The 21,071-nt window shown below is 67.5% G+C and carries 23 protein-coding genes; 13 read left to right on the plus strand and 10 right to left on the minus strand.

Annotated elements, in window-relative coordinates:
- Nucleotides 1–106: 106 nt before the first annotated feature.
- Entirely contained in the window at nucleotides 107–1,231 is a 1,125-nt protein-coding gene (locus AC5QAB_RS00195; RefSeq protein WP_197561570.1) for a pyridoxal phosphate-dependent aminotransferase, read from the plus strand.
- Nucleotides 1,232–1,344: 113 nt separating this feature from the next.
- On the opposite strand, the gene zipA is transcribed toward AC5QAB_RS00195, so the two are convergent.
- From zipA to AC5QAB_RS00230, 7 genes are all read right to left on the minus strand, one after another.
- A complete protein-coding gene (gene zipA / locus AC5QAB_RS00200; protein WP_014647658.1) occupies nucleotides 1,345–2,082 on the minus strand; it encodes a cell division protein ZipA in 738 nt (245 codons plus the stop codon).
- Between the two features lie 46 nt (nucleotides 2,083–2,128).
- Complete coding sequence (smc, locus tag AC5QAB_RS00205; RefSeq protein WP_049408591.1) at nucleotides 2,129–5,632, minus strand: chromosome segregation protein SMC; 3,504 nt, start codon at nucleotides 5,630–5,632, stop codon at nucleotides 2,129–2,131.
- 259 nt (nucleotides 5,633–5,891) lie between these two features.
- A complete protein-coding gene (gene rplI / locus AC5QAB_RS00210; protein ID WP_014647660.1) occupies nucleotides 5,892–6,341 on the minus strand; it encodes a 50S ribosomal protein L9 in 450 nt (149 codons plus the stop codon).
- 105 nt (nucleotides 6,342–6,446) lie between these two features.
- On the minus strand, nucleotides 6,447–6,677 hold the full coding sequence (gene rpsR, locus AC5QAB_RS00215) for a 30S ribosomal protein S18 (protein WP_002804494.1): 231 nt from the start codon (nucleotides 6,675–6,677) through the stop codon (nucleotides 6,447–6,449).
- Nucleotides 6,678–6,688: 11 nt separating this feature from the next.
- Entirely contained in the window at nucleotides 6,689–7,126 is a 438-nt protein-coding gene (rpsF, locus tag AC5QAB_RS00220; RefSeq protein ID WP_006452997.1) for a 30S ribosomal protein S6, read from the minus strand.
- Between the two features lie 186 nt (nucleotides 7,127–7,312).
- Nucleotides 7,313–7,855 (minus strand): CbrC family protein, encoded by a 543-nt coding sequence (locus tag AC5QAB_RS00225; RefSeq protein WP_049408585.1) that lies wholly within the window; start codon nucleotides 7,853–7,855, stop codon nucleotides 7,313–7,315.
- Nucleotides 7,856–7,949: 94 nt separating this feature from the next.
- Complete coding sequence (locus AC5QAB_RS00230) at nucleotides 7,950–8,288, minus strand: HesB/IscA family protein (protein WP_046431542.1); 339 nt, start codon at nucleotides 8,286–8,288, stop codon at nucleotides 7,950–7,952.
- 128 nt (nucleotides 8,289–8,416) lie between these two features.
- Here AC5QAB_RS00230 and asnS point away from each other — a divergent pair, with 128 nt between their 5' ends.
- From asnS to AC5QAB_RS00290, 12 genes are all read left to right on the plus strand, one after another.
- Nucleotides 8,417–9,811, plus strand: coding sequence for an asparagine--tRNA ligase (gene asnS, locus AC5QAB_RS00235; RefSeq protein ID WP_197561571.1), 1,395 nt, complete (start codon nucleotides 8,417–8,419; stop codon nucleotides 9,809–9,811).
- A gap of 30 nt (nucleotides 9,812–9,841) precedes the next feature.
- Nucleotides 9,842–10,141 (plus strand): hypothetical protein, encoded by a 300-nt coding sequence (locus AC5QAB_RS00240; protein WP_005410232.1) that lies wholly within the window; start codon nucleotides 9,842–9,844, stop codon nucleotides 10,139–10,141.
- Nucleotides 10,142–10,148: 7 nt separating this feature from the next.
- On the plus strand, nucleotides 10,149–10,463 hold the full coding sequence (locus AC5QAB_RS00245) for a hypothetical protein (protein ID WP_006453002.1): 315 nt from the start codon (nucleotides 10,149–10,151) through the stop codon (nucleotides 10,461–10,463).
- Nucleotides 10,464–10,470: 7 nt separating this feature from the next.
- On the plus strand, nucleotides 10,471–11,109 hold the full coding sequence (locus AC5QAB_RS00250) for an FMN-binding negative transcriptional regulator (protein ID WP_049419404.1): 639 nt from the start codon (nucleotides 10,471–10,473) through the stop codon (nucleotides 11,107–11,109).
- Nucleotides 11,110–11,181: 72 nt separating this feature from the next.
- Nucleotides 11,182–11,844, plus strand: coding sequence for a carbonate dehydratase (gene can / locus AC5QAB_RS00255; RefSeq protein WP_010480460.1), 663 nt, complete (start codon nucleotides 11,182–11,184; stop codon nucleotides 11,842–11,844).
- A gap of 19 nt (nucleotides 11,845–11,863) precedes the next feature.
- Nucleotides 11,864–12,385 carry a 3-hydroxyanthranilate 3,4-dioxygenase gene (locus AC5QAB_RS00260; RefSeq protein ID WP_041864228.1) on the plus strand — a complete coding sequence of 174 codons (522 nt, stop codon included), beginning with the start codon at nucleotides 11,864–11,866 and terminating at the stop codon, nucleotides 12,383–12,385.
- Between the two features lie 205 nt (nucleotides 12,386–12,590).
- Nucleotides 12,591–13,865: a kynureninase gene (gene kynU / locus AC5QAB_RS00265; RefSeq protein WP_100450312.1), complete on the plus strand. Its 1,275-nt coding sequence runs from the start codon at nucleotides 12,591–12,593 to the stop codon at nucleotides 13,863–13,865.
- Between the two features lie 31 nt (nucleotides 13,866–13,896).
- Nucleotides 13,897–15,264: an FAD-dependent oxidoreductase gene (locus AC5QAB_RS00270; RefSeq protein ID WP_197561573.1), complete on the plus strand. Its 1,368-nt coding sequence runs from the start codon at nucleotides 13,897–13,899 to the stop codon at nucleotides 15,262–15,264.
- Nucleotides 15,264–16,703 carry an exodeoxyribonuclease I gene (gene sbcB, locus AC5QAB_RS00275; RefSeq protein ID WP_197561574.1) on the plus strand — a complete coding sequence of 480 codons (1,440 nt, stop codon included), beginning with the start codon at nucleotides 15,264–15,266 and terminating at the stop codon, nucleotides 16,701–16,703. Before AC5QAB_RS00270 ends, sbcB begins: the two co-directional genes overlap by 1 nt.
- Nucleotides 16,700–17,386 (plus strand): DUF2461 domain-containing protein, encoded by a 687-nt coding sequence (locus AC5QAB_RS00280; RefSeq protein WP_032962055.1) that lies wholly within the window; start codon nucleotides 16,700–16,702, stop codon nucleotides 17,384–17,386. The genes sbcB and AC5QAB_RS00280 overlap by 4 nt, the downstream gene beginning before the upstream one ends.
- A complete protein-coding gene (locus AC5QAB_RS00285; RefSeq protein WP_075076593.1) occupies nucleotides 17,386–18,366 on the plus strand; it encodes an aldo/keto reductase in 981 nt (326 codons plus the stop codon). The genes AC5QAB_RS00280 and AC5QAB_RS00285 overlap by 1 nt, the downstream gene beginning before the upstream one ends.
- Before the next feature lie 42 nt (nucleotides 18,367–18,408).
- Complete coding sequence (locus tag AC5QAB_RS00290; RefSeq protein ID WP_014647672.1) at nucleotides 18,409–18,960, plus strand: DUF2939 domain-containing protein; 552 nt, start codon at nucleotides 18,409–18,411, stop codon at nucleotides 18,958–18,960.
- Between the two features lie 42 nt (nucleotides 18,961–19,002).
- Here the strand turns inward: AC5QAB_RS00290 and AC5QAB_RS00295 are convergent, their stop codons facing one another.
- From AC5QAB_RS00295 to AC5QAB_RS00305, 3 genes are read right to left on the minus strand one after another with little or no spacing between them, the layout of a single operon-like run.
- Nucleotides 19,003–19,245, minus strand: coding sequence for a hypothetical protein (locus AC5QAB_RS00295; protein ID WP_495233091.1), 243 nt, complete (start codon nucleotides 19,243–19,245; stop codon nucleotides 19,003–19,005).
- Nucleotides 19,246–19,296: 51 nt separating this feature from the next.
- Nucleotides 19,297–20,241 carry a 5'-nucleotidase gene (locus tag AC5QAB_RS00300; RefSeq protein ID WP_005410242.1) on the minus strand — a complete coding sequence of 315 codons (945 nt, stop codon included), beginning with the start codon at nucleotides 20,239–20,241 and terminating at the stop codon, nucleotides 19,297–19,299.
- Nucleotides 20,242–20,288: 47 nt separating this feature from the next.
- On the minus strand, nucleotides 20,289–21,062 hold the full coding sequence (locus AC5QAB_RS00305; RefSeq protein WP_032962058.1) for an NAD kinase: 774 nt from the start codon (nucleotides 21,060–21,062) through the stop codon (nucleotides 20,289–20,291).
- Nucleotides 21,063–21,071 lie beyond the last annotated feature (9 nt).

Below are 21,071 nucleotides of genomic sequence, written 5' to 3' on the forward strand. Positions count from 1 at the left end.
TGCCAACCTTGGTTGGCACATCTGCATGGCTCGACGCCACAAAAAGCAGCTTGCCGCCCGCCCACGCCGGCGCTAGCGTGCGACGGCCCCCATCGGAATCCTGCCCATGACCCTGCCTGCCTCCCGTAGACGCTTCCTGCAGCTGGCCGGTGCCAGCCTTGCCGTCGCCGGCAGCGGCCTGCCCCTGCGTGGCCAGGCCCAATCCGCGGCCGCCATCGGTGCGGCCCCCGCCGAAGGCGCGGTACTACTGAACTTCAACGAATGCCCCTACGGCCCCTCCCCCGCTGCCCAGCAGGCGGCGCGCGACAGCATCGCCAGCTGCGGCCGCTACCGCTTCGCCCTGGCGGCACAGGTGCGCGATGCCTTCATCGAGCAGGCCCATATCCCGGCCGACCATGTGCGCCTCTATCCGGGCTCCAGCGAACCGTTGAACCGCGCCGCCACGTTGTGGACCGGCCCGCAGGCGGGACTGGTGGTGGCCGACCCCACCTTCGAGACCCTGGGCGAGGTCGCTGCCGCACATGGTGCACACGTGCAGAAGGTGCCGCTGCGCAATGACGGCGCACATGACCTGCGTGCGATGGTCGCAGCCGCGCATGCGCGCCCGACCGGGCTGCTGTACGTGTGCAATCCGAACAACCCGACCGGTTCGATCAGCCCACCGGATGAGCTCGCCTGGCTGCTGGCCCACAAGCCTGCCTCCACCCGCGTGCTGGTCGACGAGGCCTACCTGCAATACAGCGAGCAGCCCAGCCTGATCGCGCAGGTGGCGCAGCGCGACGATCTGATCGTGCTGCGTACCTTCTCCAAGCTGTACGGCATGGCCGGCCTGCGCCTGGGCCTGGTGGCCGCACATCCCGAGCGTCTGCGCGAGCTGGCCAGCCCCGGCGACAACCCGCTACCGGTGCCCGCGCTGGCGGCGGCGCTGGCCAGCCTGCAGGATCCGCAGCTGATTCCGCAGCGTCGCCTGCAGAACGCCAAGGTGCGCCAGGCCACCATCGCATGGCTGGGCAAGCGTGGTTTCAGCTGCCTGCCGTCGGAAGCGAACTGCTTCGTGGTCGACGTGCAACGCGACGGCAGCACGTTCGCCAAGGCGATGGCCGACAACGGTGTGGTGATCGGGCGCAGCTGGCCTATCTGGCCGCAGCACGTGCGCGTGACCGTCGGCAGCGAGGACGAGATGGCCGCGTTCCGCCGCGCGTTTGCCAAGGTGGCCGGCGTACCGGCGTAGCCCCCATCCACGCATGGCGTGGATCTACTGTTGTGGGTGCCGACTGTTGGTCGGGGTGGGTGCCGACCGTTGGTCGGGGTGGGTGCCGACCGTTGGTCGGCACGCCATGGCGCTCACCAGCGCGGGGTCTTGGTCAGCGGCGGCGCCTGGTGCTGGCGGTCGTAGGCGCGCAGCTCGTCACGGATGTGCGCGATGCGCTGGCGACCCAGGGCGTTGCGGCTGTCATCCAGCACCACGCCATCCAGCAGTTCGGCCATGCGCTGCACCGTCGGCAGCATCTTCTCCCAGGCATCCAGCGCGGTCAGCGGCGCCGGCAGGGTCAGGAAGAAGGCGATGGCCGGGGTTTCCATGGCACGGATGTTGGCCATGTCGAAGCTGCCTGGCTTCATGATGCTGGCCATCGAGAAGATCGGCCCGCGCTCGGGATGGCCTTCCACCAGACGGTGGAACACGTTCATGTGGCCGAACACCAGGCCGGTCTTCTCCGCGGCTACCACGATGTCTTCGCCGCGCAGCTGCTCACCGGCACGGGCGGCCACGAACAGCGAAACGATCTTGTCGAAATCCTGGGTGGCTCGCTTGCCGAGATCGCTGGCGCCCGGGTCGGTATCGCCCAGGCCGAGTTCGGCCTGTTCGCCTTCCGTGCCCATGCCCGGTTCGACGCGGCCATCGGCCACGACAACGCCGTCCTCGCCCAATACCGGTTCGCGGCGCTCGCCGCTGGCCGGTTCCGCGCTTTCCACGCGGCGTCCCTGGGGCTTCTTCTTCGGACGGCCAAACAGGAAGATCGCGGCGATCAACAGCAGGCCGGCGGCCAGGATGCCGATGCGCAACAGTGCCGTGTCGGACATTCGATAGGTTCTCCGGCTAGTTCATTCAGGTAACTAGGATGGCACGTCAGGCCGCGCCCGCCAATCGCGCGGCTTCTTCCAGGTCCACGCTGACCAGGCGGCTGACGCCCGGTTCGCGCATGGTCACGCCCGAGAGCTGGTGCGCGGCCTCCATCGTCGCCTTGTTGTGGCTGACGAACAGGAACTGCACCTTCTCGCTCATTTCCTTGACCATGTTGGCCAGCCGGCCGACGTTGGCTTCGTCCAGCGGCGCGTCCACCTCGTCCAGCAGGCAGAATGGCGCGGGGTTCAGCTGGAAGATGGCGAACACCAGCGCCACTGCCGTCATCGCCTTCTCGCCGCCGGACAGCAGCGAGATGCTGGACACGCGCTTGCCCGGCGGGCGCGCCATGATGGTCACACCGGTGTCGAGCAGGTCTTCACCGGTCAGCTCCAGGTAGGCGTGGCCGCCACCGAACAGGCGCGGGTACAGCGCCTGCACGCCAGCATTGACGCGGTCGAAGGTGTCCTTGAAACGGCCGCGGGTCTCGCGGTCGATCTTGCGGATGGCATCCTCGAGGGTTTCCAGCGCCGTAGTCAGGTCGGTGTGCTGCGAATCCAGGTAATCCGAGCGCTGCGAAGCCTCGCCGTACTCGTGGATGGCCGCAAGGTTGACCGGCTCCAGCCGGCGCATGCGTGCGTCGATCTGATGCACGGCCTGCTCCCAGTCGCCCAGGCGCGCATCCTCGGGGAGTGCGTTGAGCACGTCCTGCAGCACGAAGCCGGCCTTTTCCACCGCCGCCTGCAGGGTGTCCGCGCTGAGCACCAGTGCCTGCTGGTCCAGCTTGCGCTGCGAAATACGCTCGCGCTGGGCCAGCGCCTGTTCGTCACGCTGGTGACGGGTCTGCTCGTAATTGCGCAGCTCGGCGTCGATGCCGTCCAGCAGCGTCCGCGCCTCGGTCAGCACGCGATCGGCGCGCACGCGCTCTTCCAGCGCGTTCTGGTGTTCGGCCTGCAGCGCTTCGACCGGCGAATCACCTTCGTCCAGCTGCGAGTGCAGCTCGCCCAGTCGCGAATCCAACTGCCCACGCTGGGTGCCCATGCGCTCAAGCGCCTGGCTCAACGAGGCCAGCTGCGCACGCTGCGATTCCAGGGTCAGGGCCAGCGAATGCGAGCGCTCGCGCACTGCACGGGCAGCATCGCGGGCCAGGTCGCGCGCCTCGGTCAGCTGGCGGCGCTCGCCCTCCAGCCGCTGCCGGGTCGACTCCAGGTCACCCATGCTGCTGACCGCGTTCTCCAACCGCGAGCGCGCTTCGCGCGCCTGCGCGTTGTTGGCTTCAATCGTTTCCTGCAGTTGCTTCAGCTCGCCTTCGATGCGGTCGATGCGCGTGCGTGCAGCCTCTACCTTGCCCTGCTGCCCCTGCAGCTGGCCGGCCAGCTCGGACACCGCGCGGTGGGCCTGGTACAGCGCGCGCTGCGCGTCCTCGCGCTGCTGTTCGGCGGCCTGCAGTTGCTCACGGAAACCGGCCAGCTGTTCTTCCAGCTCGGCCTCGCGGTCCTGCAGCTGCTCGATCTGCTCGCGCAGCTCGTTGATCTCGCGTTCGCGCAGCAGCGCGCCCTGCTGGGCTGCACCGGAGCGCGACACGCGCAGCCAGCCCTGGCCCAGGCGCTCGCCGCTCTGGGTGATGATCGAATCGCCTTCCGGAAGGCTGGCCTGCAGGGCCTTCGCCTCGGACAGGTCCTTGGCACCATGCAGGTGCGCCAGCAGGCGACGGATCGCCGCCGGGCCACGCACGCGTGCGGCCAGCGACGTCGGTGCAGCCTTGACCTCGGCATCCGCGCTGGCGACCAGCGCAATGTGGCCGTCGCCGAGTTCGCCGAGGGCGTTGACCAGGCTGCCCGGGTCATCGACCAGCACGCCTTCGATCAGCTGGCCGAGCGCACTTTCCACCGCGTTTTCCCAACCGGCATCGACGTCCAGGCGTTCGCCGACACGTGCCGCCGAATCCAGCCCGCGCGCCTTCAGCCACGCGACGGCCGCGCCCTGCTCCTGGCCCAGCGCGGCCTGCTGCAGGGTTTCCAGCGAGGCCAGGCGACCGCGCAGGCCGTTGGCCTGCTTGCGCAGTTCGGCCAGTTCGTTCTGGCCATTGCGCTGCTGTTCCTGCACGGCCGCCACGCCCTGCTTGCGCAGCTCGACGTCTTCGCTCAGTTCATCCAGCGCGGCCTTCTGCGTGTCGTGCTGCAGGTGCAGCTGCTCGAAGGCTTCTTCCAGCGCGTCCACGTCCAGCCCGGCGCGCTCGGCGGCCAGGGCCTCGCGACGCCGGTCGGCGTCGAGGATCTGCTTGTCCAGGTAGTCCACACGCGTGCGCTCGACATCACCGGCGCGCGACGCCTCCGAACTCTGCGAGGTGTGCTGCTCCCAGCGCTGCTGCCAACTGGCCAGCCGGTCTTCGGCCTCGCGCAGGCTTTCCTGCTTGATCTCGTTCTCTTCCTGCAGCGCCTCCAGCTGCGGGGTGGCGGCCTCCACTGCCTCGCGCAGCACCCTCAGTTTGGCCTCGTCGCCGCTGATGTGCTGGCCCAGTTCGGCCAGGGCCTGCTGGGTTTCATCGCGCGCCTTGTGCAGGCGCTGCGACAGCTCGCGCTGGTGCTGGATCTGCTGTTCCAGGCGCGCCAGCGTGCTGCCGACCTGGTAGACCGCGGCCTGCGCGGTGTTGAGCGCGTCGGCGGCCTCTTCGCGCCGCGCGCGCGAGGTCTCGATGCGGGCCTCGGCATCACGCTGGTCGGCGATCAGCTGCTGCAGCTTGGTCTCTTCCTGCGACAGGCCTTCGCGCAGCTTCGACAGGCGACCGTCGAGACCACGGAATTCCAGCGCCTTCCACTCGGCATCCTTGACCCGGCGCTCTTCCTGCAGGGCCTGGTACTGCTCGGCCTGCCTGGCCTGGCGCTTGAGGTGTTCGAGCTGCTTGCTGATCTCGTCGCGCAGGTCGCCCAGCCGGTCCAGGTTCTCGCGGGTGTGGCGGATGCGGGTCTCGGTCTCCTTGCGGCGCTCCTTGTACTTGGAGATGCCGGCTGCCTCTTCCAGGTACACGCGCAGGTCTTCCGGGCGCGCCTCGATGATCTGGCTGATCATGCCCTGCTCGATGATCGAGTAGCTGCGCGGGCCCAGGCCGGTGCCGAGGAACAGGTCGGTGATGTCGCGACGGCGGCACTTGGTGCCGTTCAGGTAATAGTTGCTGGTGCCGTCGCGGCTGACCGTGCGCTTGACCGAGATTTCGTTGAACGAGGCGTATTCGCCGGAGATCGTGTGGTCGGAGTTGTCGAAGATCAGCTCGACGGTAGCCTGCGAGACCGGCTTGCGGGCATTGGACCCGGAGAAGATCACGTCGGTCAGCGAGTCGCCACGCAGGCGGCTGGCCGAACTCTCGCCCATGACCCAGCGCACGGCATCGATGATGTTCGACTTGCCGCAGCCATTGGGGCCCACCACGCCGGTCATGTTGGTCGGCAGGTGCAGGGTGGTCGGATCGACGAACGACTTGAAGCCGGACAGCTTGATCGTGGAAAGACGCATAGGGGTTCCGGACTGGGGCCGGCAAGCGGCCTGCGTTTACCCTCCAAGTCATTGATCCTGCTGGGATCGATGCCCGTGGAACGGGTGTGACGCCCTGAGTATACCGATGTGGCCGTGTTCTACGAATGGGCGTGGAACATTGTCCAGCCCCACCCCGTCGGCCGGACGTGGCCGCACGCCACGAAACGGAGCCATAAAACAAAACGGGCACCCTTGCGGGCGCCCGTTCTGCGGTGATGCCAGGCCTTGCGGCGTGGGATCAGGCTTCGGCGACGACGACGACCTTGACGGTGGTCTCGACGTCGGCGTGCAGGTGGATCAGCACGTCGTACTCGCCGATGTTGCGGAAGGCGCCTTCGCCCAGGATGACTTCGCTCTTGCTGACCGGCAGGCCGGCAGCGGTGAAGGCATCGGCGATTTCGCGGGCGCCGACCGAGCCGTACAGCTTGCCTTCGGTCGAAGCGTTGGCCGGGATGGTCACGCTCGCGCCGTCCAGCTTGGCCTTGCGGGCGTCAGCGTCGGCGTGGATGGCCTGGGCCTTGGCTTCGTATTCGGCGCGCTTGGCTTCGAACTCGGCCTTGTTGCTCTCGGTGGCCGGCACGGCCTTGCCCTGCGGCACGAGGAAGTTACGGCCGTAGCCCGGCTTCACGTCGACCAGGTCGCCCAGGTTGCCGAGGTTGGTGACTTTCTGCAGGAGGATCAGCTGCATGGTATTGCTCCAGATGAGTTATTCGTTAGCGAGGCGATGCCCCGCAACAAAGGCTGTCCGAATAGCTGGCACAGCGGGGGCGGCACCAGGCCGCCCCGCCGGGCATCAGACGTCGTGGTTGTCGGTGTACGGGATCAGGGCCAGGAAGCGGGCGCGCTTGACGGCGGTCGCCAGCTGGCGCTGGTACTTCGACTTGGTACCGGTGACGCGGCTCGGCACGATCTTGCCGTTCTCGGTCAGGTACTGGCGCAGGGTGTTGAGATCCTTGTAGTCGATCTCCTTCACACCTTCAGCCGTGAACTTGCAGAACTTGCGGCGACGGAAGAACTTGGACATGGGAAGGCTCCTTAGGCGGCGGAAGCGGCGTCGTCGCCGGCTTCGTTGTCAGCGGTGGTGGTGGACTCGCCTTCTTCGTCGTCACGACGACGGCGCTCACCGCGCTCCGGCTTGTCACCCTTCTCGTCCTTGCTCTTCATGATCAGCGACTGCTCGGTGTCAGCCTCGTCACGCTTGATGACCAGGTTGCGCAGCACGGCGTCGTTGAAGCGGAAGCTTTCGGTCAGTTCGTTCAGAACGGCCTGGTCGGCTTCGATGTTCATCAGCACGTAGTGGGCCTTCACCAGGTTCTGGATCGGGTACGCCAGCTGGCGGCGGCCCCAGTCTTCCAGACGGTGGATGGTGCCGTTGCCGTTCTCGACCAGCGACTTGTAGCGCTCGATCATGGCCGGGACCTGCTCGCTCTGGTCCGGGTGGACCATGAACACGATTTCGTAATGACGACTCATGTTTTTTTCTACCTTTCGGATGTGGCCTTGCGGCCGGACAGCCCCCCGCCGTTGAGACCGCGGTGGGGCAAGGATTCCCGCCGGGAAGGCAGGAAGCCGCGCATTATGCGGCAAGCGGCGCCACCGGGCAACCGGGCGCAAACCGGGCAACCTGAACGGGAGCGCCGGCCCATGTCCGGCACGTGCTCATTCCAGATCGACGTGAAGACGATGCTGGCCGCATTCCAGGCATTGGAACAGGCAGCCGACCATCATCCCGTCCCGGCTCAGATGCTCCAGCACCCAGTCGGCGTCGCGCGGATTGACCGCCGCCACGTCCGGCCGGACCTGGTCGAGGATCGGCAGCAGATCGTCGCTGCCGGCGTAGCCGAGGAAGGCGCAGGGCCGTTCGCAATGGCTCAACCAGACCGATTGCTGCCAGGAGGAGTAGCCCGGGGTGCGCTCGCAGATCTCCAGCAGCAGCTCACGGGCGATGGTCGGCGGCGGATCAGCCGGATCCGGGGATACCCCCTCGATATCGCTCCAGCCGGTGAACTCGCCCTCGTAACTGGCCGCAGCCCTGCCATTGGCGATACACCAGGGGCACAGGTAATCCGGGCGCAGGCGGGTATAGAACGGTCCGCGATAGCGCAGTGCGCGCGCCTGGCCGCAGCAGTCGCAGATCCCCTCGACCTCTTCGAAGGAGAGGTCGTAGGCGTTGGGGTGATAGGTGAAAAGCGGTCGTTCCATCCGTGGGGTCCCTGCCGAGCCCAGCGTGCCGACCAAGGTCGGCGCCCACCAGAGCACGCCTGGTCAGCGCCGGGCCATGCCCGGTGGCCGGCCCTCAGGCCTTGTCGGCGTCGGTGGTGAAGCTCTCGCCGCAGCCACACTCGGCGGTGGCGTTCGGGTTGCTGAACGTGAAGGTCTCGCTCAGGCCATGCTTGCCGAAGTCGATCACGGTGCCGTCCACCAGCGCCAGGCTCTTGGCGTCGACGTAGATCTTCACGCCCTCCTGCTCGAACACCGTGTCGCCCTCGCGCTCTTCGCGGGCCAGGTCGGTCACGTGGCCCCAGCCGGAGCAGCCGGTCTTGGTCACGCCGAAACGCAGGCCCAGCGCGCCGGGGGTCTGGGCGACGAAGCGCTGCACGCGCTCGAAGGCAATGGGGGTCAGGCTGACGGCCATGGGGCTACTCCAGAGGTACGGGGACATTATAAGGAGCCGTTGCCACGAAAAATGCCTCGCAAGCAGAACGCTGCAACCGGTAAACTCCCGTGTTCACAGATCGAGTCGATCAGCAGAGGATTCAAGTCATGACGGTGGTCAGCGTTGAACATGCGCTTGCCGGGAAGATCCCGGAAGGCGGCGAAGTCACGGTACGCGGATGGGTGCGCACGGTGCGCGGTTCAGCGAATCTGGCCTTCGTGAATGTGAGCGACGGCTCCTGCTTCGCCCCGATCCAGGTCGTGGCCGGCGACAGCCTGGCCAACTTCGATGAGATCAAGCGCCTGACCAGCGGCTGCTCGGTCATCGCCACCGGCACGCTGGTGAAGTCGCAGGGCAAGGGCCAGTCGTTCGAGATCCAGGCCAGCACGCTGGACGTGGTCGGCTGGGTCGAAGACCCGCTCACCTACCCGATCCAGCCCAAGCCGATGTCGCCGGAGTTCCTGCGCGAAGTGGCGCACCTGCGTCCGCGCACCAACCTGTTCGGCGCGGTCACCCGCATCCGCAACTGCCTGGCCCAGGCCGTGCACCGCTTCTTCCACGAGAACGGCTTCAACTGGATCAGCACCCCGATCATCACCACCTCCGACGCCGAAGGCGCCGGGCAGATGTTCCGTGTGTCCACCCTGGACATGGTGAACCTGCCGCGTGACGAGAAGGGCGCGATCGATTTCAGCCGCGACTTCTTCGGCAAGGAAACCTTCCTGACCGTGTCCGGCCAGCTGAACGTCGAGGCTTACTGCCTGGCGCTGAGCAAGGTCTACACCTTCGGCCCGACCTTCCGCGCCGAGAACAGCCACACCACCCGCCACCTGGCGGAGTTCTGGATGATCGAGCCGGAAATCGCCTTCGCCGACCTGGCCGAAGACGCGCGCCTGGCCGAAGAGTTCCTGAAGTACCTGTTCCGCGCAGTGCTGAACGAACGCAGCGACGACCTGGCCTTCATTGCCGAGCGCGTGGACAAGAACGCGATCACCAAGCTGGAAGACTTCATCAACGCACCGTTCGAGCGCATCGACTACACCGACGCGGTCAGCCTGCTGCAGAAGTCCGGCAGGAAGTTCGACTTCCCGGTCGAATGGGGCCTGGACCTGCAGACCGAGCACGAGCGCTGGCTGACCGAGGAACACGTCGGCCACCCGGTGGTGGTGACCAACTATCCGGAGCACATCAAGGCCTTCTACATGCGCCTGAACGACGACGGCAGGACCGTTGCCGCGATGGACGTGCTGGCCCCGGGCATCGGCGAGATCATCGGCGGCAGCCAGCGCGAAGAGCGCCTGGACGTGCTGGACGCGCGCATGGCCCAGTTCGGCCTGGATCGCGAGCACTACAGCTGGTACCGCGATTTCCGCCGCTATGGTTCGGTGCCGCACGCCGGCTTCGGCCTGGGCTTCGAACGCCTGGTGGTGTACGTCTGCGGGCTGTCCAACATCCGCGATGCGATCCCGTACCCGCGCGCGCCGGGCAGCGCGGACTTCTAAGCCCCACACGACCACGGAGGTACCGCCCCCATGACCCTGTTCTTCGCCCTCTGTTTCGTCGGCGTTGCAGTGGCCGGGTTCAGTGCCTTCGTGATCTTCTGGCCGCTGACCCTGGTGCACGTGCGCGACCGCCATCCGGCGCTCGCCGCGCGCTTCGGCAGCGGCGCCTTCCTCAAGCCCGATGCCCTGGCCTGGCTGCTGCGACGCGACTATCGGCAGCAACCGGACCGCTCGCTGTCCGGGCTGGCGACACCGGCCTGGGTATCGCTGCTGACCCTGCTGGCCGGACTGGGCATGGCCGCCCTGCTCTGGCTGGCCTCGCTCTGGTAATACGCTCATGAATGACATCACCGCCTCGCGCGACAGCTGGTGGCTGGCCAGCCTCGGCAACACCCTCATCTGGGCGCGCCTGCGCGTTCGCCCGGCCGGCACTGCCGAAGTGCTCGACAGCGATGGCAACACGCTGAGCTACGACAGCGAAGACACCGCCCGTTCGCAGTTGTTCGACGCCGAGTTCGTCGAGTACGACGGCCTGGACGAGGAGGACGCACTGGTGCGCGGCTTCAGCCTGCACGAAGTGCAGCCGCCGCAGGCCGACAGCGACGAGGGCCTGCGTGGCCGCATGATCCAGTCACTCGGCGGGCGCGCCTGACCCCTGCATGTTCACCCCGCGCGCCTTCGCCGAGACCGACCTGCTCTGGCTGGACCGCCTGCTGGCGCGCGACCCGTTCGTTACCGTGCTCACCCCCGGCAGCGATGGCCTGCCGGAGCTGACCCGGATGCCGGTGCTGTACCGGCGTGACGGCGACCAGATCGAACTGCGCGGCCACTGGGCCCGCGCCAACCCGCAGTCGCGCCACAGCGGCGCGGCCAAGGTGCTGGTCGATGGACCGCACGGTTACGTCTCCGCCAGCTGGTATCCGGACAAGGAGCCCGCCGCGCGGGTACCGACCTGGAACTACGCTGCTGCCGAGCTGCGTGGCCAGCTGCAGACCTTCGACGATGCCGGTGCGCTGGCGGAGCTGGTCGGCGCGATCAGCGACCGCTTCGAAGCCAGCGTCGGCAAGGCCTGGCAGTTCGATGCCACGCGTGCCGAACATGGCCCGGAGCTGCGCGCCATCGTCGGCTTCCGTTTCCAGGTCGAACATGTGCAGATGAAGCTCAAGCTGAGCCAGAACCATCCCGACGCGAACCAGCGCGCCGTGATCGCGGCACTGGAACAGCTGGACACCCCCTCTTCCACCGAGTTGGCGCAGTGGATGCGCTGGCACCGCGAACAGGCCGCCCGCAGCGACTGAACGCCGCAGATTCCCGCGACGACGCAGCCGGACGGCTGCGGCGCGCCCCCACCCGACGCCAGGGACCCGAACATGAAAGACATCCACAAGCTGCTGCAGAACAACCGCGACTGGGCCGACCGGATCGAGAAGGAAGACCCCGAGTTCTTCCACCAGCTGGCCAAGCAGCAGCACCCGGAATACCTGTGGATCGGCTGCTCCGATTCGCGCGTGCCGGCCAACCAGATCATCGGCATGGCCCCGGGCGAAGTGTTCGTGCACCGCAACGTCGCCAACGTGGTCGCGCACACCGACCTGAACTGCCTGAGCGTGGTGCAGTACGCGGTGGACCAGCTGAAGGTGAAGCACATCCTGATCGTTGGCCACTACGGCTGCGGCGGTGTGCATGCCTGCCTGCACAACACCCGCGTCGGCCTGGCCGACAACTGGCTGCGCCACGTCGGTGACGTGATGCAGAAGCACACTGGCATCCTCGATGCGATCGAGACCGATGAGCTCAAGCACGCGCGCCTGTGCGAACTGAACGTGATCGAGCAGGTGGCCAACCTGTGCCGCTCGACCATCGTGCAGGATGCGTGGGCCCGCGGCCAGAAGCTGATGGTGCATGGCTGGGTCTACAGCCTGAAGGACGGACGCGTGCGCGAGATGGGCATCGACGTCGGTTCGCAGGAAGAGCTGCAGCCTGCATATGAAAAGGCCCTGTCCTACATCCCGCGCAAGGGCAAGCGCGACTGAGCCCTTACGGATGACCATCATGCTCGCTTCGCCGATCAACCTGCACGCCTGGATCGAAGAGAACCGCCACCTGCTGAAGCCGCCGGTGGGCAACAAGATGATCGACAACGGCGATTTCATCGTGATGGTGGTCGGCGGGCCGAATTCGCGCACCGACTATCACTACGACGAAGGCCCCGAGTGGTTCTACCAGCTCGAAGGCGAGATGGTGCTGAAGGTGCAGGAAGACGGCGCGGTGCGCGACATCCCGATCCGCGCCGGCGAGATCTTCCTGCTGCCGGCAAAGGTTCCGCACTCGCCGCGGCGCCCGCCCGGTGGCATCGGCCTGGTGGTCGAGCGCAAGCGCCTGCCGCACGAGATGGACGGCGTGATCTGGCACTGCGAGCGCTGCAACCACAAGCTGCACGAAGAGTTCTTCCCGCTGCAGAACATCGAGACCGACCTGCCCAAGGTGTTTGCGCGCTACCACGCCAGCCTGGAGCTGCGTACCTGCAGCCAGTGCGGGCACGTGGATCCGCTGCCGGTGCCAGCGGTGGGCTGAGCCCCTCGAACGGTAGTCGCCCACCTTGGTGGGCGCTTGCTCGCTCCCGCCCTGGTAGATGCCCACCTTGGTGGGCGCTTTCTTGTACGTGCGCCAACCAAGGTTGGCGACTACCGGATCACACGGCGCTGGTGCCGGGCCGGCTGCTACCGGGCCATGCCCCAGGCGCTACACTGGCGGTCCCGTTGCAGCCTGTTGCCCGACCATGTCCGACCTGCTCAGCCGCACCCACGCCATCGCCCTGGACGCCGCCGATCCGCTGCGCCCGCTGCGCAATGAATTCCTGATTCCGCGCCATGAGGGCGGCGAGCAGACCTACTTCGTGGGCAACTCGCTGGGCCTGCAGCCGCGCGGCGCGCAGGCAGCGGTGCAGGAAGTGATGAAGCAGTGGGGCGAACTGGCGGTGGAAGGCCACTTCACCGGCCCGACGCAGTGGCTGTCCTACCACCGCCTGGTGAGCGCGCAGCTGGCCCGCGTGGTTGGCGCGCTGCCCAGCGAAGTGGTGGCGATGAACACGCTGAGCGTAAACCTGCACCTGATGATGGTCAGCTTCTACCGGCCGACCACGCAGCGCCCGGTGATCCTGATGGAAGCCGGCGCGTTCCCGACCGATCGCCACGCAGTGGAAGCCCAGATCCGCTTCCATGGCTTCGACCCGGCCGAGTGCCTGGTGGAAGTGCAGCCGGACGAAGCCAACGGCACGATTTCACTGAACGCCATCGAGCGCGCCATGACCGAACACGGCCCGCGCCTGGCGCTCGTGCTGTGGCCTGGCGTGCAGTACCGCACCGGCCAGGCCTTCGACCTCGATGCGATCACCCGCGCCGCCCGCCTGCAGGGCGCACGCATCGGCTTCGACCTGGCGCACTCGGTCGGCAACCTGCCGCTGCGCCTGCATGACGTGGCCCCCGATTTCGCCGTGTGGTGCCATTACAAGTACCTCAACAGCGGCCCGGGCGCAGTGGCTGGCGCCTTCGTGCACGAGCGCCACCACCGCGATACCACCCTGCCGCGCTTTGCTGGCTGGTGGGGCCATGAGGAAGCCACCCGCTTCCAGATGGCGCCGCAGTTCACCCCGGCCATCGGCGCCGAGGGTTGGCAGCTGAGCAATCCACCGATCCTCGGCCTGGCACCGCTGCGCGCCTCGCTGGACCTGTTCGAACGTGCCGGCATGGAGGCGCTGCGCAGCAAATCGCTGGCGTTGACCGGGATGCTCGAAGCACTGGTACGTGCGCGCCTGCCACAGGTGCTGGACATCATCACCCCGGCCGATCCGCAGCGCCGCGGCTGCCAGTTGTCGCTGCGCGTGATCGGTGGCCGCGAGCGTGGCCGCGCACTGTTCGAGCACCTGCGTGGCATCGGTGTGCTCGGCGACTGGCGCGAACCCGACGTGATCCGCATCTCGCCCACCCCGCTCTACAACCGCTACCTGGACGTGCACCACTTCGTCGAGGAAGTGGAAGCCTGGGCCGGCCTTTGAGCCGGTCCCTCCCCTGCTGCTGGACAGTTCGTTGATCGCACATGCTTCCCGCTCGTTGAGCATTATCGGTGCCGGCCTGGCCGGGTCCCTGCTGGCCATCCTGCTGTCGCGGCAAGGCTGGCGCATCACCCTGTACGAACGCCGCGGTGATCCGCGCGTGGCTGATTACGAGAGTGGCCGCTCGATCAACCTGGCATTGGCCGAGCGTGGGCGCAATGCGCTGCGCCAGGCGGGTGTGGAGCACGAAGTGATGGCACGCGCGGTGATGATGCGCGGCCGCATGGTGCACCCCCGCGACGGCGAACCGCAGCTGCAGCGCTATGGCCGTGATGACAGCGAAGTGATCTGGTCGATCCACCGCAGCGATCTGAACACCACGTTGCTGGAACTGGCCGAGCAGGCCGGCGCCACCGTGCACTTCCATCGGCGCCTGCACACCGTTGATTTCGACGCCGGTTACGCGCGTTTCATCGATGACCGCGACGACAGCCCGCACGACATCCGCTTCGACACCCTGATCGGTGCCGACGGCGCCGGTTCGGCCCTGCGCGCGGCGATGAACCGCCGTGCCCCGCTGGGCGAGGACATCGCCTTCCTCGACCACTCCTACAAGGAGCTGGAGATCCCTCCGGCCGCCGACGGCAGCTTCCGAATCGAGCGCAACGCGCTGCACATCTGGCCACGCGGCCATTACATGTGCATCGCCCTGCCCAACCACGAAGGCACCTTCACCGTCACCCTGTTCCTGCCCAACCAGGGCGATCCCAGCTTCGCCACGGTCAACACCGGCGCGCAGGCCGAGGCGCTGTTCGCGCGGGAGTTCGCCGACACCCTGCCGCTGATCCCGAACCTGCGCGCGGACTGGGAACAGCACCCGCCGGGGCTGCTCGGCACGCTCACCCTGGAGCGCTGGCACCAGCACGGTCGCGCCGTACTGATCGGCGATGCCGCGCATGCGATGGTGCCGTTCCACGGCCAGGGCATGAACTGCGCGTTCGAGGACTGCGTTGCGCTGGCCCGGCACCTGATGGAAGCGGATGATCTGGAAGGCGCGTTCGCCGCGTTCGAAGCCGAGCGCAAGCCGAATGCACGTGCCATCCAGCAGATGGCGCTGGAGAACTACCTGGAGATGCGCGACCGTGTCGCCGATCCTGCGTTCCTGCTGCAGCGCGAACTGGAGCAGGAACTGCAGCGGCGCTGGCCGACCCGCTTCGTGCCGCACTACACGATGGTCACCTTCCTGCACACACCGTACGCCGAGGCGCTGCGCCGCACCGAACTGCAACGCGACATGCTGGTGGCCGCCACCACCGGTCACGATTCACTGGACAACATCGACTGGGCCGCGCTGGAAGCGCAGATCCACGCGCAGCTGCCGGTCCTGGAGGGCGCGCACTGATGGCCGACAGCTTCCTGTTCTACGACCTGGAAACCTTCGGCCAGGACCCGCGGCGCACGCGCATCTCGCAGTACGCCGCGATCCGTACCGATGCCGACCTCAACGAGATCGATACGCCGGTCAGCTTCTTCGTGCGCCCGGCCGATGACCTGCTGCCCTCGCCGATGGCCACCCTGGTTACCGGCATCACCCCGCAGCAGGCCCTGGCCGAGGGCATCAGCGAGGCCGAGGCCTTCGACCGCATCAACGAACAGCTGTCGCGCCCCGGCACCTGCGCGCTGGGCTACAACACGCTGCGCTTCGACGATGAATTCGTCCGCTACGGGCTGTTCCGCAATTTCCACGACCCGTACGAGCGCGAGTGGCGCAACGGCAATTCGCGCTGGGACCTGCTGGACATGCTGCGCCTGATGCGCGCGATGCGTCCGGACGGCATCCAGTGGCCGCTGCGCGAGGACGGCGCCACCTCGTTCAAGCTCGAGCACCTGGCCGAGGCCAACAACGTGCGCGAGGGCGATGCGCACGAAGCGCTGTCCGACGTACGTGCCACCATCGGCATGGCACGCCTGTTCAAGCAGTCGCAGCCGCGCCTGTGGGAGTACGCGCTGAAGCTGCGTGACAAGCGCTTCGTCGGCGGCCTGCTGGACGTGGCCGCGATGAAGCCGGTACTGCACATTTCCATGCGCTACCCGGCCAGTCGCCTGTGCGCGGCGCCAGTACTGCCGCTGGCCGTGCACCCCACCATCAACAACCGGGTGATCGTGTTCGACCTGGAAGGCGAGATCGACGACCTGCTGGAACTGCCGGCCGAGGTGATCGCACAGCGCCTTTACCTGCGCGCCAGCGAGCTGCCCGAAGGCGTGGCGCGGGTGCCGCTGAAGGAAGTGCATCTGAACAAGGTGCCAGCGCTGATCGCCTGGAACCACCTGCGCGCCGATGACCACGCGCGCCTCGGCCTGGACGTGGCCGCGATCGAGGCCAAGGTGGAACGGCTGCGCGCGTTCGCCCCGCAGCTGGCCGAGAAGGCGCGCCAGGTCTACAACCAGCCCCGCGTCGCCACCGTGGCCGACGTCGATGCCTCGCTGTACGACGGTTTCCTCGGCAACGGCGACAAACCGCTGCTTGCGCTGGCACGCACCACCGCGCCCGAGCAGCTGGCCGCGCTGGAAGGCCGTTTCCGCGACCCGCGCCTGCCGGAGCTGCTGTTCCGCTACCGCGCGCGCAACCACCCCGACAGCCTCGCGCCGGCGGAACGCCAGCGCTGGCAGGATTACCGCCGCCAGCGCCTGCTCGGCGACGGCGGGCTGGGCGAACTCAACCTGCCCCAGTACCAGCAGCAGCTCGATGCACTGGCCGCCGAAGCGCCCGACGACGCGCGGCGCCAGGCCCTGCTGCAATCGCTGCGCGACTGGGGCCAGCACCTGCAGGAGACGCTGTGAGCACCTACTTCTCGGACGCCAGTTTCAGGTTCCTGCGCAGCCTGGCGCGGCACAACGACAAGGCCTGGTTCAACGACCACCGCCAGCAGTATGAAGACCACGTACGGCAGCCGTTCCTGCGCCTGCTGGGCGACCTGCAACCGGCCCTGGCCGAGGTCAGCGAACACTTCCGTGCCGATACGCGCGGCGTCGGCGGCTCGCTGTTCCGCATCCACCGCGACGCGCGCTTCTCCAACGACAAGTCACCGTACAAGACCTGGCAGGGCGCGCGCCTGTTCCATGAGCGCCGCCGTGAAGTAGCCGCGCCTTCGTTCTACGTGCACCTGCAGCCGGGCGAGAGCTTCGTCGGTGCCGGCCTGTGGCATCCGGAACCGGAAACCCAGCGTCGCGTGCGCCACTTCATCCTCGACAACCCGGGCAGCTGGAAGGCCGCCGCGCACGCACCGGGCCTGCGCAAGCGCTTCGATTTCGAGGAGAGCGAAAAGCTGGTGCGTCCGCCGCGTGGCTTCCCCGCCGACTTCGAGTTCATCGACGACCTCAAGCACCGCAACTGGGTGATGTGGCGCTCGCTGGACGACGCCACCATGACCGGTCCGCGCCTGCTGTCCACGCTGGGCAAGGATCTGGCCGCGCTCGGCCCGTTCGTCGACTACCTGTGCGCGGCGCTGGACCTGGAATTCTGATGCCATTGGCACAGCAACGCCGAACGCTGGGCCGCACCGGCCTGGCGGTTTCGCCGGTGGGCCTGGGCTGTTCCGGCTTCTGGGGGCATCGCCGATTCCCGGAACAATCGGCCGCGAACGTGGTCGAGCATGCACTGGCACAGGGCGTGAACCTGTTGGACACCGGTCACAACTACTCCGGTTTCCACGCCGAGCCGCGGCTGGGCCGCATCCTGCGCCCGTTGCTGAAACAATACCCGCGCGACGCACTGGTGATTTCCAGCAAGGGCGGCACGCTGACCGGCCAGGCCGGCGTCAGCGGCGCCGAGCAACGCAACTTCTCGCCGGCAGCCATCATCGCCAGCTGCGAGGCTTCGCTGCGCAATCTCGGCCTGGATCACCTGGATATCTACCAGTTGCATGGCGCCAGCCAGCACGACATCAACGACGACCTGCTGGCCGCGCTGCAGCGCCTGCGCGAACGCGGGTTGATCCGGCACACCGGCATCAACACCCACTCGGCCTCGACCCTGCGCTGGATGATCGCCCATCCCGACGCCTTCGATGTGGTGCTGCTGGACTACAACGCCCTGCAGCAGGACCGCGAACCGCTGATCGACCAGTTGCAGGCGGTGGGCATCGGCGTGCTGGCCGGGACCGTGCTGGCGCAGGGCCACCTGCTGCCCGCGCGCCCGCGCCTGCCACGGCTGGCCGATGGCTGGTACCTGGCGCGCGCCTGGCTGAAGCCCAGCAGCCGGCAGCTGATGCGCAGTGCCCGCCAGATGCGCCGGGCAGTGGCCGCGATCCGCAGCCAACGCCCGGCCCAGACCGCCTTCGCCTATGCGCTGGGCCATCCCGGCGTGGCCAGCGGCATCCTTGGCACCACCCGTACCCGCAGCCTCGACGAGGTGCTGGCGACGCGGCTGGAAGCGCTGACCCCGGCCGAACGGCAACAGCTGGTCGATGCCTTCGGTGACGGCCGTGGTTCGCCCAGTCATTGAGTCTTCACCCGGCACTGCCGCCATTGCGGCAGTCTGGTCGGCATGAAGAAACTCACCGCACTCATTGTGCTGCTGGTCCTGGCCGTCGCGGCCTGGTGGTTCGGCGGCCCCTACATGACCGTCAATGGCCTGTCCAAGGCCATCGAGCAGCGCGACACCGCCCGCCTGGAGCGTTACGTCGACTTCCCGCGCGTGCGCAGCAGCCTGCGTGCGCAGCTCAACGACTACCTGGTGCGCCAGGCCGGCCCCGACGTGGCATCCAGCCCGTTCGGCGCCCTGCTCTATGGGCTGGGCGACCAGCTTGGCGGTGCCGCAGTGGAGACCATGGTGACCCCGACCGGGATCGGCGCGATGCTGCAGGGCCACGTGCTGTGGAAGCGTGGCCGCAATGAACTGCAGGGCGGCGATGCCTTCGGTGCGACCGAACCGGCGCGGCCGCTGAAGCATGCCGAGCATCATTTCGAAGCACTGGACCGATTCGTGATCGACGTCGATCGCGGCCCCGGCCAGCCACCGTTGAAGGTGGTGCTGGAGCCGCAGGGCCTGCGCTGGAAGGTGGTGGACCTGCAGCTGGGAATGTCGGGCAGCCCTTGATCGGACCCGTGGCCTGACGGCAGCGCCAACCAAGGTTGGCAACTACCGGGGCATGTGGCTGTGGTAGATGCCCACCTTGGTGGGCATGTCGCTGTGGTAGATGCCCACCTTGGTGGGCATGTCGCTGTGGTAGATGCCCACCTTGGTGGGCATGTCGCTGTGGTAGATGCCCACCTTGGTGGGCATGTCGCTGTGGTAGATGCCCACCTTGGTGGGCATGTGGCTCTGGTAGATGCCCACCTTGGTGGGCATGTGGCTGTGGTAGATGCCCACCTTGGTGGGCATGGGTCCTAGGCAGTGCCAACCAACGGTTGGCACCTACCGGTCGAGTCCGCCCTACCCCTCGTTGGCGACGCCGTGCGGCACGTGGCCGGCGGCCACATGCTCGCGGGCGCTGTCGATGTTGTGCTGCGAATCGTCGAAGAAGATGTCGGCACCGAAGGCCTGCAGGAACGGGCCCTTGTGACGGCCGCCCAGGAACAGTGCCTCGTCCAGGCGCACGCCCCACTCGCGCAGGGTGCGGATCACCCGCTCATGCGCCGGTGCCGAACGCGCGGTAACGAGCGCGGTACGGATCGGCGCGCTCTCGCCGGCCGGGAACACTTCCTGCAGCGTATGCAGGGCCGACAGGAAGCCACGGAAGGGTCCGCCGCTGAGCGGCTCGCGGGCGCGCTCGCGCTCGTGGCGGCCAAACGCTTCCACGCCCTGCTCGCGCGAGATGCGCTCGCTCTCGTCACCGAAGATCACCGCGTCACCATCGAAGGCGATGCGCAGCTGGCCGGCCGGGCGACCAGTATCGATCTGGTCGGCGGCTGCCGCAGCGGTCTCGCCCGGCGGCTTGGGCAGGATGGTTGCCGCCGCGATGCCATGACGCAGCGCGCTGCGCACCGATTCGGGGTTGGCCGACAGGAACAGGTCGGTACCGAACGGCTTCACGTACGGCCAGGTCGGCTCGCCGGCGGTGAAGGTCGCGCGGATGATGCCCAGCCCATAGTGCTGGATCGAATTGAAGATGCGCAGGCCGGTATCGGCCGAGTTGCGCGACAGCAGGATCACCTCGACCCGCGGGTTCTCCGGGCTGGCGCCCTGGTTCAGCGCCAGCAGCTTGCGCACCACCGGGAAGGCCACGCCGGGGCCGAGGATATCGTCCTCGTGCTGGCGCTGGAATTCGGCGTAGGCCGCCACGCCATCACTTTCGAACAGCGCATGGCTTTCCTCGAGGTCGAACAGCGCGCGCGAGGTCACCGCGACGGTCAGCAAACGGGGGGAGTTGTCGCCCATCGGTGGGGGTCCTTCAAGCGGTCGGCGGGGCCGGCCGCCCATTGTCCTCAAAAAACGAACTGTTCGCTCAGGATCCGGTCTTCCAGGTTGTGCTCCGGGTCGAACAGCAGGGTCACGCGGCGGTCCTTCGACTCGCGGATGGTCACCTCGACCACGTCGCGGGTCTCGTGCGAATCCGCCGTGACGCTGACCGGGCGCTTGTACGGATCGAGCACGCGGAAGCGCACCTCGGTATCGGCCTTGAGGATCGCCCCGCGCCAGCGACGCGGCCGGTACGGGGCCAACGGCGTCAGCGCGATGGTGTGCGAGCCCAGCGGCAGCACCGGTCCATGCGCGGAATAGTTGTAGGCGGTGCTGCCCGCCGGGGTGGCCACCAGCACGCCGTCACCGATCAGCTCGGCCACGCGTTCCTGGCCGTTGAGGTCGATGCCGATATGCGCGGCCTGCCGGGTCTGGCGCAGCAGCGAGACATCGTTGTAGGCCAGCGAACCGGTACTGGTGCCCGACTCGGTCAGCGCCACCATTTCCAGCGGGCGCAGGTTGGCCGGTTCGGCACGCGCAATGCGGGCCTGCACGTCGTCGTCGCCACGGTACTGGTTCATCAGGAAGCCGACGGTGCCCAGCTTCATGCCGAACACCGGCTTGCCCAGGTGCCCATGCCGGTGCAGGGTCTGCAGCATGAAGCCGTCGCCCCCCAGCGGACACAGCACGTCGGCCTGCTCCGGCGCGTGATCGCCATAACGCGAGACCATCGCGGCGCGGGCCATCTGTGCAGGTTCGGTGGCGCTGGCCAGGAAAGCGATGCGGGGGGTGTCGCTCATCGGTGGATC

Source organism: Stenotrophomonas sp. YJH_SMC_127, assembly GCF_059372445.1.